At 41.5% G+C, this 13,281-nt stretch carries 12 protein-coding genes; 5 read left to right on the plus strand and 7 right to left on the minus strand.

Features of this window, described 5'->3' with window-relative positions:
* Positions 1-278: 278 nt before the first annotated feature.
* Positions 279-1,445 carry a mannonate dehydratase gene (locus FG28_RS02425; RefSeq protein WP_036379623.1) on the minus strand — a complete coding sequence of 389 codons (1,167 nt, stop codon included), beginning with the start codon at positions 1,443-1,445 and terminating at the stop codon, positions 279-281.
* A 682-nt stretch (positions 1,446-2,127) separates the two neighbouring features.
* Here FG28_RS02425 and FG28_RS02430 point away from each other — a divergent pair.
* Together FG28_RS02430 and FG28_RS02435 are read left to right on the plus strand one after the other, a co-directional pair.
* Entirely contained in the window at positions 2,128-3,849 is a 1,722-nt protein-coding gene (locus tag FG28_RS02430) for a GMC family oxidoreductase (RefSeq protein WP_036386072.1), read from the plus strand.
* Between the two features lie 2 nt (positions 3,850-3,851).
* Positions 3,852-4,571: a gluconate 2-dehydrogenase subunit 3 family protein gene (locus FG28_RS02435; protein WP_036379625.1), complete on the plus strand. Its 720-nt coding sequence runs from the start codon at positions 3,852-3,854 to the stop codon at positions 4,569-4,571.
* Between the two features lie 30 nt (positions 4,572-4,601).
* Here the strand turns inward: FG28_RS02435 and FG28_RS02440 are convergent, their stop codons facing one another.
* The 3 genes from FG28_RS02440 to FG28_RS19985 all read right to left on the minus strand — a co-directional run bounded on the left by FG28_RS02440 (position 4,602) and on the right by FG28_RS19985 (position 8,464).
* Positions 4,602-6,131: a VCBS repeat-containing protein gene (locus FG28_RS02440; protein WP_036379628.1), complete on the minus strand. Its 1,530-nt coding sequence runs from the start codon at positions 6,129-6,131 to the stop codon at positions 4,602-4,604.
* Positions 6,132-6,217: 86 nt separating this feature from the next.
* Positions 6,218-7,594: a sialate O-acetylesterase gene (locus FG28_RS02445; protein WP_231562590.1), complete on the minus strand. Its 1,377-nt coding sequence runs from the start codon at positions 7,592-7,594 to the stop codon at positions 6,218-6,220.
* A 618-nt stretch (positions 7,595-8,212) separates the two neighbouring features.
* Entirely contained in the window at positions 8,213-8,464 is a 252-nt protein-coding gene (locus FG28_RS19985; RefSeq protein ID WP_197062543.1) for a hypothetical protein, read from the minus strand.
* 283 nt (positions 8,465-8,747) lie between these two features.
* On the opposite strand from FG28_RS19985, the gene FG28_RS02455 reads away from it, so the two are divergent.
* From FG28_RS02455 to FG28_RS02465, 3 genes are read left to right on the plus strand one after another with little or no spacing between them, the layout of a single operon-like run.
* Complete coding sequence (locus tag FG28_RS02455; RefSeq protein WP_036379630.1) at positions 8,748-8,993, plus strand: helix-turn-helix transcriptional regulator; 246 nt, start codon at positions 8,748-8,750, stop codon at positions 8,991-8,993.
* Positions 8,962-9,276: a HipA N-terminal domain-containing protein gene (locus tag FG28_RS02460; protein ID WP_036379632.1), complete on the plus strand. Its 315-nt coding sequence runs from the start codon at positions 8,962-8,964 to the stop codon at positions 9,274-9,276. Before FG28_RS02455 ends, FG28_RS02460 begins: the two co-directional genes overlap by 32 nt.
* On the plus strand, positions 9,273-10,211 hold the full coding sequence (locus tag FG28_RS02465; RefSeq protein ID WP_036379634.1) for a HipA domain-containing protein: 939 nt from the start codon (positions 9,273-9,275) through the stop codon (positions 10,209-10,211). Before FG28_RS02460 ends, FG28_RS02465 begins: the two co-directional genes overlap by 4 nt.
* A gap of 296 nt (positions 10,212-10,507) precedes the next feature.
* Here the strand turns inward: FG28_RS02465 and FG28_RS02470 are convergent, their stop codons facing one another.
* From FG28_RS02470 to FG28_RS02480, 3 genes are read right to left on the minus strand one after another with little or no spacing between them, the layout of a single operon-like run.
* Positions 10,508-10,687 (minus strand): hypothetical protein, encoded by a 180-nt coding sequence (locus FG28_RS02470; RefSeq protein WP_036379635.1) that lies wholly within the window; start codon positions 10,685-10,687, stop codon positions 10,508-10,510.
* A gap of 2 nt (positions 10,688-10,689) precedes the next feature.
* Complete coding sequence (locus tag FG28_RS02475) at positions 10,690-11,412, minus strand: hypothetical protein (RefSeq protein ID WP_156102184.1); 723 nt, start codon at positions 11,410-11,412, stop codon at positions 10,690-10,692.
* Position 11,413: 1 nt separating this feature from the next.
* Entirely contained in the window at positions 11,414-13,204 is a 1,791-nt protein-coding gene (locus tag FG28_RS02480) for a hypothetical protein (protein ID WP_156102185.1), read from the minus strand.
* Positions 13,205-13,281: the final 77 nt, after the last annotated feature.

Here is a 13,281-nt window from a genome sequence, read left to right on the forward strand (position 1 = left end):
ATTCCCGTAATCTTGGAAGAGGTTAAATATTTACAATTTATGGTCGAAATTTTATCGGAATTGATGCGTGGGATTGCCCTGAAAAGAAATAGGCCCTGAAAACCTAGCTACTAACCAACCTTTGATAAAGGATATCCCATCCCAAATAAGGAATTAACCTGACTTCGATCCCTATCAAAAAATGGATAGTAAGTATAGGTGTCGGACTAAAAAACCTTTGAAAGAACCTATATACCCATGACCAGCATACAATCGCCAATTGTCTTCATTATTTGATGCTAGCCGACCTCCCTTTTTTCTTTGCTCACGGATTCAGCCAAACCTCGCATATACCCAATGGCAAACAAGTTCCCAAGATCCATATATCCAGGTCTTTTATTCTCCTCCCCCGCCATGGTTGGAACATGGTCAGCGCGCATCGCACCTTTAAAACCAATGTCATAATAGGCCCTCATGGCCTCATACATATCGATATCTCCCTCATCATGGAAAGTTTCGGTAAATTTGGTACTGGGCAATTCTCCACTGAGTTCCCTGACATTTCTAAAATGTACAAAGTGTATTTTACCCGCATTTCCCCATCGCCTGATCAATGTTGGGATATCAGGCCCCATTAGAGAAAAATTTCCCTGGCACATGGTAATTCCATTGTAATCGCTTGCAATGATATCCAACATCCGATCGAAATTCTCCACAGTGTTCATGATCCTGGGGATTCCCTGTATGCTGTGTACTTGTGGATCATCTGGGTGTAAGGCCAACTTCATACCGATCTGCTCTGCCTCGGGGACCACTGCCCTTAAAAAATACCCTAGGTTGTCCCATAGCGTCTCTTTGGTGAATTCTCCATACTCGGTCAAAGGTTTGTCCTTTACCGCATCATAATCAAAGGCGGTCATTAGGGCTCCGCCCCTTCCCAGTCTGGCCATGTCGGTCCTCGCCCAACTAATGACCGGCATCCAATTATAGCAGATCACATCCACCCCAGCTTTTTTTACGTTCTTCATAAAGGTGATGAAGTTCTCTATTTCTTCATCCTTTCCCTCCAAGCCCAGTTTTGTCTTATTGCCCAAAGATGGGGGGCCTTCTACCACATTATACTTGAGCCCGACAGATTTCCAGGCATCCACCACATCTTTTATGGATTCATACTCCCAGGGTTTTCCATTAGGATTCCTAAAAAGTCTTCCATCTATCCCGGCCACTGCACCATAAGCACCCATTTGTTTCGCCAATTCTATTAAATAGGCATGGGCTTCCATTCCCCAGAAGTACGCGTTGCTCATTTCTATCCCTGCATCCTTTGAAAGCCCGTTCAATTCTGCAGTTTGCTTTATATTTTTTTGTGCTTGGTGTCCTGAACGGGCATATGCAATACCCCCTAAGGAGGCCATGGCCGCCATAGAGGCACTTTTTTTTATGAAACTTCTCCTATTTTTCTTCATCTGTTCGTTGATTATCAATTATTGTTCTGGCCTTGAACCAGTACCCCGCAATATCATGGAAGCACCATATGGCATTCCCATACCGAATGACCTTACCGTTCCCTGGGATTTTCCTTTAAGGCTGGCAACACGGCACCTATAAATCCGGTAACCAAAAAGCAGTGAACAGCCCCCTATAACTGTGCTTTTCCTTTTTTCCATTTCCTTATCAAATCGGAAACACCCGAACCAATTTGCTGTTGCGTCCCCAATAAAAATAACAAAGTTTTTCTGTTCATCGGTTCATCCCAACCCCGCATCGTTGAAAGCGTCAAACCGTTTGGGAGCCTAGCTCTATTTCACATTTTGCCAGAGCCATTCCCCGTTGATCCCTGAATCGCCCACGTCCCTATCGATTAAAAACCCGGCTCCAAACTTTTGCAATAAACAGAGAATATCTAAGCCATCCCATAGTCTTGTGACCCACCAATTTTCAAACTACTGGAACCATTGCAGACCAGTTTTTCACAAGATCGTTACCCAATACGTTGTGAACGGGAGTTGTTCCTGTGGAAAAGTATGGCTTGTCCATCAGCTCTCTTACAACTATTTTGTCATTCTATTAACCTTTTTGTTCAGATACAAAGAAATCATCATTAGTTCCCTTCATATTTTTATACTTTGGCAAAAAAATAAACAATTAGTGCAGATAATAGAATCTTCAGTTGTCTATGATGTCATCATTGTAGGCTCTGGTGCAGGAGGTGGAATGGCCACCAAAATTCTCTCTGAGGCTGGATTGAAGGTGGCCGTTGTCGAGGCCGGCCCCTTCTTTGATCCGGCAGACCCTGAACAAAGAACCCAAATGAGATGGCCCTATGAGTCTCCGAGGAGGGGCGCGAACACAAAGAGACCATTTGGTGATTTCGACTCAGCCTATGGGGGATGGGAAATAGAGGGGGAACCTTATACGAATGCCGAGAACAGCAATTTCAGATGGTTCCGCTCCCGGATGTTGGGGGGACGTACCAACCATTGGGGACGGATTTCGCTCCGTTTTGGTCCTCGGGATTTCAAAGGAAAGGACCATGATGGTCTGGGAGAGAATTGGCCCATTGGATATGAGGATGTAAAACCCTATTACGACAAAGTGGATAAACTGATCGGTGTCTTCGGGACCAATGAAGGTTTGCCCAACGACCCTGATGGGTTCTTTCTTCCTCCCCCAAAACCAAGGTTACATGAACTCTTCTTTATAAAAGGTGCAAAAAAATCGAACATTCCGGTGTATCCATCCAGGATGTCCATGCTTACCAAGAGAATCAATAACGACAGGGGGGTCTGTTTCTACTGCGGGCAATGCTCAAGGGCCTGCCAGATCTATGCTGATTTTTCCTCTGGCACTTGTTTGATATTCCCGGCCCAAAAGAATGGTGGCCAGATAGACCTTTTTGTGAACTGTATGGTACGTGAGGTAACCACGGACCAAGAGGGGAAGGCCACAGGGGTTTCCTATATCAGCAAGGAGGACAGGAAGGAATACAAATTAAGGGGAAAAATAGTGGTGTTGGCCGCATCTGCCTGCAGCACCGCAAGAATACTTTTAAATTCAAAGAGCAGGCAACATCCAAATGGTTTGGGCAACAGCAGTGACATTGTCGGGAAGTACCTCCATGATTCAACCGGGACAGGCAGAGCTAGTTTTGTACCCGATCTCATGAACAGAAAACCTACCTACAATGAGGATGGTGTTGGGGGCATGCACATCTACACACCTTGGTGGTTGGACAATAAGAACTTGGATTTTCCAAGGGGATACCATCTAGAGATATGGGGAGGCATGAAGATGCCGGCATATGGTTTTGGTTTCGATCCAAACGAATTCAATACATTCTTTGGCCTCACGGTAGGCGGGTATGGAAATAGCTTGCGAAAGGATGTCAAAAAGTATTATGGTTCCATCGTGGGCATGTCGGGAAGGGGGGAATCGATACCACAAAAAAGCAACTACTGCGAAATTGACGACACAAAAGTTGATGAATTCGGCATACCCGTTCTCAAGTTCAACTATCAATGGACCGACAATGAAATCAGGCAAGTAAAGCACATGCATGACACATTTGAAGAAATCTTCCACAATATAGGGGCAGAACCCTTGGGCGAAAGACCTAGTGAAGAGCAAAACTTTGGTATCGAGGCCCCCGGTATGATAATCCATGAAGTGGGCACCACCCGTATGGGTGATGATGAAAAGACCTCCGTGGTCAACAGCCACCAACAATTGCATGATGTGGACAACGTGTTTATTGTGGATGCGGGACCCTTTGTGTCCCAAGCGGACAAGAATCCAACATGGACCATCTTGGCGCTCTCATGGAGAACCTCAGACTATATTGTGGAACAACTCAAACAGCAGAACATCTAGAAATGGACAGGAGAAAAAGTTTAAAATCAATCATATTTGGTGGTGTTGCAACAGGTTTGGCGGCCCATGGGTGCAAACCCGATATGATAAGTGTGGACAATGAGATCATTGAGTCCCCAAAATACACTTATGGAAGGACACCAGAGGAAAAAGCCCATGACGATGAACTCTTTGGGGAAACATTCTTCAATGCGCATGAGATGGAGACCATCGCCATACTTTGTGATCTGATTCTCCCCGCCGATCAAGACCAAGGATTGCAAAGTGCAACGGATGCAAACGTTCCGGAATTCATAGAGTTCATGTCCAAGGATATCCCAGAAATGCAGATTCCCCTGAGAGGGGGCTTGATGTGGTTGGACCATAGGTGCAATGTTGACCATAATACCCCATTTAAATTGGCAACATTGGAGCAACAGGAAGCCCTCTTGGATACGATTGCCTATCCGGACCCGGTGATACCAGATGAAGAGCAACCTCTCGAAAAACAGTTCTTTTCCCTGTTGCGAAATCTTACCTTGACGGGATATTACACTTCCAAAATTGGAATTGAGGAATTGGGGTATCAGGGCAACACACCCAATGTATGGGATGGAGTGCCAGACCATATCTTGGCCCAGCATGGTATTTCCTACGACGAGGAGTGGTTGGCAAAATGCGTGGACCAAAGCCAACGGAACACCACAGCGGAATGGGATCAAGATGGAAACCTGTTGACCTGAGGGAAGCATGTATTTTGGCTGTCAGTTCAATTACAGCTGCTTGTGGATCGTCCTATTTTCAAGATATAAAATGTCAAAATCATTTTCTTCCCTAAATGATAGACTCTTCAACACATTAAAGTTTCCCAACATAAGGTCAACATCCCCGTCTTTATCAAAGTCTCCCTTATCCATGACAAGCCAATTCCCGGTCTTTGCCTTTTCGGTGACATAGGGTATAAAACTATAGGATATGGCATCCTGATTTTCCAGGTAAACAAATCCCTCTTCTGGATTGTTTTCAAAATCTGGGAAGAATGACATCGTGGCAAAGTCAATGTCCCCATCCAGGTCAAAATCATCCGCCAAAACCCGGGTCACACCATTAATGGGATAGAACCACTCTTCGGTGAATTGATTTGCACCATTGTTCAAGTACAATCGAATCCCATGGTATGGTTTTAGAAAATTGGAATAATCTGCATTGTCCCCATTGGCCGTGACAATATCAAAATGACCATCTTTATTGTAATCCAACACGGAAAACCAACTAAGGCCATATTCGGGGGGAAGCCCAATCAACCGTTCGACATCAAACTGTAAGTCGTCTTTTTGGACAAAAGCGTATATTCCCTCCCTGCCTTGGGAAAACAGCGCTATGATATCTTTTTTCCCGTCACCATCAATATCCAATATATCCACTTTTATGGCCCCTGGCAACTGCATTAATGTATTCTTGGCGAATGTTGAATCTTTTTTTACAAATAGGGAAAGTTCACCGGTAAGGTGCCCAAACTCACAAACAAGTATTTCATTTTGGCCATCCCCGTTCAAATCAACCACTTGACTGTAAACAGGTCTATGCAATTTTTCCATTCCGGGGATGGCCCCGCCACTTGCATGGTACATTTTCCCTTTTGGAATCTCACTTGGCCCCATTTTCCCCATTTCCGTGATATAAAGGGTATCCTGCCCTAGGACAGTTAAAACCACTGGTGATTCAAAAAATTCAGCCATGGGCGATGGTTTCTGCCATTCATGAACCTGACCGAACACATCCCCGATGAACACCCTTCCACTTGCAGGATCAAATCCAATGTTGACGATGCCACCGGAAGGACCCATGTCCAATTTCCTTGGTACGGCATCAAATTGAACAAGTTTTGAAGATCTTCCCTTTCGTATTGGTAGGTTGGGAACACTATCCGGAGCCTGACTAAGAATATAATCCCGCAACCTTTCCCATGTCACACTGTCCAAAATGGGCTCTTCCGGATACGCATTGCTCAATCGAACATAATGGTTCTCTTCTATAGAATACTTGTAGGGGTTGAAATCGTCATAGCGATATCCCATCCGTGCGGCCATTTCGGGCAGCACGTTCTTTTCCCAAATAGCTTTTGGAATATTTGACGGTTCGGGAGCGATGTGACAACTGCCGCAATACATTTGATATTCATCCGCAACACGAATCATCTCTCGGTTTCTCTTGGGGAAGAACAAAATCACATAAAAAATGCCAAAGATCAATACTGCAAGGGTCACTGGAAAGAACCGCTTTGTGTATTTCTTAACATCCATTTTATGTCCCAATGTGAATCTTTACAATTTGTGGTCGCTTAATGACCGGATTATGTTCCTCTTCGTCTTTAAGCTAATAAAAGGTTTCACCGCAACGTGGTAAAACTTGATGCAGGCAGATTGGCCCTGTTGAAAACATTGGCCTGTAGGGTATTGCCCCATGCAAACCTGACATATTTGGGGTCTTTGACCTTTTTGGACGAAACCACAATCGTTTCCCCTTGGACAACAAAAGTTGCTGGAAAGAATTTCTTGTCATGGCCCGCTATCTCGAACATGGATTTCTTATCCTTAACATAAAGACCTTTTGCATGCCTAAAGGAAATTATGGCCTTATTCCTATTGAAAGTAACTTGCTTGAACAAGGGACTTTCAACCAAACCATCAATAGTGGTGTAATGTTTTTTCAAGGCCACCTTGGCAAGTCTTTCACCAACTGATTTTTTGTCCTTCGGGTGAATGTCATCTACTGGGGAAACATCACTGATCACCACCATTGCGGTATTGGAAACTTGGTCAAGCACCCGTCTTTGTGCATCCCTGATCTCCACCCCGTTATCATTGCCCTCTCCATATTGATAAGGGGCGATCTGAACGAAATAAAAAGGAAAATTCTTTTTCCACAATGCCCTCCAAGACTCAATCAAGCTCCCAAGGGTCTTGTCATAAACCTGTGATCCAGTGTTTGCCTCACCTTGGTACCACAGTGTTCCGGCCAATCCAAATCCCACCAAAGGATGGATCATTGCATTGTATGCCCTTGCAGGTTCCACGGGACCCCATACCACTGGGGTCAATTGGTTTGCCGCCGATGCAATCACACTGTTGCTTTCAATGGTTTCTTCGGGCATCCAGACCTCCGCGGGTGTTCCTCCCCAGGCGGACACAATCAGTCCGACAGGTACACCCCTCAACTCCTTCCCTAGTTCTTTAGCAAAAAAATACGCCACCGCACTGGAGGTTTTCATACTTTCAGGGGTACAAACCTCCCAATGGCCAGGCACATTGTCCTGGGGTGTATTCGCTGACTTTTTTGGAACATTAAAAAACCGGATCTGTGGCTGTTGGGCCTGAGCCACCGCATCATCCCCATTGTCAATTCCCCAACTGGCGGACATTTCCATGTTGGACTGTCCAGAACACAACCAAACCTCTCCCACTAGAATATCTTCCAATAAAATCGCATTGTTGCCCACAATTTTTAGGCTATAGGGGCCGCCATACGCAGGTGTTCTCAAAAGCAGTTCCCAATGCGCCTGATTATCGGCCTTGGTGGCATAAACTTCTTGGGTCCATGAGGGAGATATGGTGATTACCTCATTCGGGCTGGCCCATCCCCAGATTTTCACCTCTTCTTGTTGCTGGAGGACCATATGATCTGAAAATACCGAAGGTAGGGTGACATTGGCCATCGAAACCTTGACAGCGATAAGGAACAATACCGATAGTGTCCATTTCATCATAAAATCGAGGATTTTTAAAACGTTATATAAAAAAGCATTCATCAATTCTAAAATCCATAGAATTGGAAAAATATCTTTAAATATAAGCCAAATCCAATTGAACTCTAGGCTAACTTTTCCTTTATATTCCTCATATTGAGATAAACCTGCTTAAAAAATAAAATTGGAGAAATTAAATAGAAATTTTGAGCACACCGAATAAAAATCAATGGTATATGCCAACATCATGGATAGTGCCCATTTCAATATGGAACATTGTAACGAATGACTTGAAGCAGGAGCTAATTGACTATGGCTGAGTGCTCTTGATAAACAATCCAATGTTCGCCAAATTTTGTTTAACTTAAAATACCTGCAGATTTGAACCTGAACAATCAATTCACCGACCACAAACGCTTACATCCAACACACAACAATAAGCTCGTCTTTTAGGTCCCTTTTTAACATATTACAAAAAACCTATTGCCTCAACTCCACCCGCCTAGCACCGTGCAGTTCTTCCAGAACCAATTTCAAACGTTCTCTATCACCGAGTACAAACTTGGGCAGGACATGGATAAACCGTACCATCTCCCCATTCTTGACCCTGTTCGGCACCCCATACTTATGGATGGGTTCCTAGGGGATTTCCTGATAGGAGGCCCTTCGTTTGGCGCTCCCATTGATGCGAAAGACTTCCAAACGGTCCACCTCAAAATCGATTCCCGAGCTATTCCGTATCCCGAGGACCAAGTACACTTCCCTCCCATAATAGACCATGTCCTCCAACCGAAGCCGGATACCCCTTTTATGTTTGGTAATAATGTTCTTCTGTTTTCTGTCGAGCAACAACTTGCTGAACCTATCATAATGGGCTGTCTCAGCAACCAAGGATTCCACTTTTGCCTTAAATTTCCTTGTGGGTCCAATCCGTGAAGTGTTAAAAGCAATGGAATCCTTTTATTTAATACAAGTAGAATCCAAAGTTGGGAATAGGCAGGGAATTCGATTTATCCTCACATGTGTGCATTTTTCAAGTTTGACCAAACAATGCACTTTTTCCGTGCTTGTTGCATACCCGAAAAGGTATAATATTCTTAAAACAATATTTTTTATACCCTTTTAGGTGTAATTTTAAATATTATTCGTATTTTGCACCCGAAAAGGTATAGTAATGAGGAAATGGAATAGAAATAATCCCATAGCACAGTTCACTCGCAAGAGAAGGAAGGACCTTAACCTGACCCAATTCGAACTTTCCGACACCACAGGGGTGGGACTACGTTTTGTCCGTGAATTGGAGCAGGGAAAACCCAATCTGATGACGGACAAAATCAATCAGGTCCTTTTATTTTTTGGACATGAATTAACCCCTACACCAATAAGTGATGCGACAAGGAGAAATCTGGGTGAACAATAACGTAGCAGGAACCCTAAAAGAGGACGAGGAAGGATACCACTTTACCTATTCACAGGATTATCTGGAATCAGAAAATCCCATTGCCGTGTCTTTGACGTTGCCCCTTAGGAACAAAACCTATCATTCAGATTATTTGTTTCCCTTTTTTGATGGTCTGATCCCGGAAGGATGGTTATTGGATATTGCACATAAAAATTGGAAACTGAATCCCCGTGATAGGATGGGACTTTTATTGGCCACCTGTAAGGATTGTATCGGCAACATAAGTGTATTGGAAAAATGAGCAACTGTCTGGCCTGTCAAAAACCTGTTTTCCCTGAAGGGAGTTTATATCATCCAGACTGTCTAAAGGCTTTTTGGCAAAACGACACACCAGTACTTGAATTGGATTATGAGCTGTCACAGATTGAGGAACTGGCCAGAGAAAATGTGGCACAACGTGTCATAGTTACCGGGGTACAGCCTAAGCTTTCATTGGGTTTCACAGATGAAAACAAGTCCAGGCTCACTATAGTGGGGGCCTTAAATGGAAGGTACATATTAAAACCACCCTTTTCCGAATACCCCCAAATGCCCGAAACGGAAGCCCTTTCAATGTTGATGGCTAAGGCTTGTGGAATTGATACAGTGCCCTTTATATTGATTCGGTTAAAGGATGGACATCTGGCCTACCTGACCCGAAGAATAGATAGGGATTCAGAGGGTAATAAATTTGCTATGGAAGATGCATGCCAGTTCACTGAGCGCCTTACTGAACACAAATATAGAGGCTCTTATGAGCGGATTGCCAAGGCCATCATCGCTTATTCACAGAACCCTATATTTGATATCGTCCGATTCTACGAACAGGTCATTGTTTCATTCCTGATCGGTAACAATGATATGCACCTAAAAAACTTCTCCCTCATATCAACCAATCGAGATTCTTACTCCCTTGCCCCTGCCTACGACATGATCTCGGCACAATTGGTAATCCCTGACGACCCAGAGGAACTGGCCTTGACCTTGAACGGTAAAAAAAGGAAAATCACAAAGTCAGATTTTAATGGGGCAATGGCCAAAGCACATATTCCCATAAAAGCCATCGAAAACCTTTGGGCCAGAATTTTAAGTGGTACAAAAAAATGGCCTTTCCTTATTGATGAAAGTTTTTTAAAGGAAAAACAAAAAAGGAAATTCATTGCTTTAATTGACAAAAGGTTGCATCGAATCAAATAAGCGTTGAATTTAGTACAGCCATGAATATCTATCTTTTCATATTAAAAAGTCAGCTATTCTTTGAGCACAAAATATATATGAGCACAAGCCCAAATAATATTGGACATTTAATTAGTGGGGTTGAAAGTTCATACCTCCTATTTCAAGAACAATCAAAACAAATATAATTTGGATAAGAATATTAAGGTCAAAAAGTGGTTACCGAGAACCTTACCAAAACCAACTTTATCGTCACCATCCAAAGATTAAATCATAGTTGGACAATTTTAATATTAAGTCCAGTATAGGAACACTGATTAACAGCTAATCTTGCCAGTGACTGGATCAATCCAACAGGCCGCTGCGGCCTTTATATTTTCCAAATCCATATTTCGGTTTTTCAATAGTATTCTATCTACTTGTAACTCTTCTCTGTTAGCCTCCTTTAAAATTTCATTTATAAGTTCTACTGCTTTCTTAATTTTCTCTTGTTCCATTTTTATTCCTTTGGGTTAACAAATATTTGAACACTATCAATTATTTCTGTTTTGTTCTTGTTCTCGTCCAAGACCGTTGCCACTATATAGATATCCTGATATGATAAGATATTGCCAACTGTATAAATCGCCGAAATCTGACTATTAGAATTAGTATTTAATGCGGCATTTCTGAATCTTCCGTTTACCGGTTGTCCATCTTCGAGTATATCTTCCAGCAGTACTCCAACGCCTTGACTAACCATCTTGTTCCCTGAATTTCTAACGGTACCCGTAAGGTTTATTTCATCCCCAAATTCACTTTGAACCGAAAATGCAGACGCAGATAACTCAATTTTTGAAGGAGTCGAAGGATTTGACATAATCGTAAACTCTTCCTTGAACTCGTTAATATTAAACTCAATGGTACTTTCCGAATTGTTTGTAGAAGACTTTACAATGATCTTGCTTTCGATGGTATTGTCTGGAGTTCTCTTAGGAACAAAAGTTAACGTGGTCATATCGTTTTCAACAAAAGTCCCATTGCTAATTGTTGCCTCTGCGGAGATTTTATCAATAACTGATTCACTATTAAACGTAATTGAAAATGATAAGGTATCGGAACCATTTGCAATCCATTCCATTCGACTTTGCTCAATTTCCACTAGATCGGAAAAAACAACTTCATCGGTACATGAATTAAAAACTATTATAAGGAGCAATCCTAAAAAAGCTAAATTTTTCATTTTAAAAAACATTACCTACCAATTTACCTGCTTGTTCGAACAACCCAAAATCTAAAGACATACTGACGTAAGGAGCAAACTGCACTCTAGACTCATCAATTATTGGATTAGCTTCATTTTCCCTCAACCAAAGCGTTCCAAGTCCAAATCGAATTTGTCTAGAAACACGCATGTTTAATCCAGTCATCGGGCTGATACCATTAAAAAGATCTGTATATCCTTGTGCTTCAATCTTTCCAATAGTAACTCCAATTGCTATTGAAAAGCGATGACGAAACGATTTATCCATAATTTCCCCTAATCTTTGCTCTTTATTAATCCCTCGAAAGTGAATGTTTAAACCAAAATATGGTCTCGCAAAATACCTAATCTCACCTGTTTGATTGTGTGCAAAAGCATTTACAAATCCAAAATCCGGAACTAAAACTTTGGAGTTTGCTGTTTTTAATGTTTTTCCCCTAGTACTGATACTCAATAATTCCGATACGCCAAGTGATCTGTTAAACTCTTTCTTAACTTTCTTGTCGTAACTGTCGACAGTTTCATAGTTGTCAGTAACCGCTTTATAAAAGGTTTCAAAAAAATCATTGTAAAAATCGTTAACGGTATCTGAATTGTCTAATATCAACAACTTTTCCAATTCAAATTTGAGCAAACCCAGACTGTCGCTATTCTTTTTCAAATTTTTCGAAATAGTGTGATAGTCAAATGATTTTGATTTTGGATAGTTAGTTCCGTTAAGTACTTTTAAAATCTCTTTATCATTGTTCTCATCAGATTTCCTAAACAAAGACATCCACTTCGTATAGATCTTAAAATCCAACTCTTCCGCCTTTATTTTAGCGCCTATTTCACTTATCAGATTGTCACTTGGATATATATGCTCATTTGGAATTATAAATTGCGGCAGTAAATCCTCATTAATTGAAGTGTATAGTTTTTTACGAACTATGGAATCAACAAAATCTTTATGCTTCTCGGGAAAAATGGTAAGATTGTGGATTCTTCTAACCAATCTACTTTCCAAGACTACAATTCTACTATCATAAAAATCCTTTGCCTTGCAAAGGTCTACCTGTCCATTGACTTTCGGCACACTGCCTTTTCTATATAGATCAAGGTATTCATAAACCAAAGAGATTTCGTTATCCTTGAGTTTTCTGTTTACAACAATTTCATAAAGCTTGCCTGGCTTTAATGGAGAGATGATGGCTTTAATGGATTTTCCATTTTCTCCAAATTGTTTGAACCCTAGGTTCTGTAAAGGAGCATAATAACCTGTACGAAATTCTATTTCATATTTTCCATCAGAGGTTTTTTTAATTTTTCCCTTTTGTTCGAAAGGATTTCTTTTCTTTTCCTTTATAAAGCAATTTAGTTCTTCTTCAGAATAAAATATCTTAGTCTGCCATTTATTAGACATTACCTCCTTGTATTTTGGTCTTCTTACTTTTTTTGGATCTTTATCAGAGCTATCCTCAATAATCTGTGCTTCCTCACCACAAGAATCAGTAGGGAACGGACATACAGTATCTTTTTCTTTTTTTGATTCTTTCACGTATTCAATCTCATACAAAAAGGCCTTATCGTAAAAATCACCACCCCCTTTTTTGATTAGCAAATAGGTGAATTCATCAAAAGGTAGCGAACCTTCTAATTTCTTAGTAGCGTAATCGTATGTTAACCCCTCCAGATTTCCAGAATGGACTACTTCAGATTGACTTATTGCGATGAAACCATATAGTAGGGAAGAGGTAGTCAGTAATAAGTTTTTTAATTGTTGTTTTTTCAAAATTACTTAGGTTTCGATTCGACTTATACATGATTTCCAATTGCCATAGAATTTTTCTTAGATCAGATTTGCTTATT

This window comes from Muricauda sp. MAR_2010_75, assembly GCF_000745185.1.
Lineage (GTDB): Bacteria > Bacteroidota > Bacteroidia > Flavobacteriales > Flavobacteriaceae > Flagellimonas.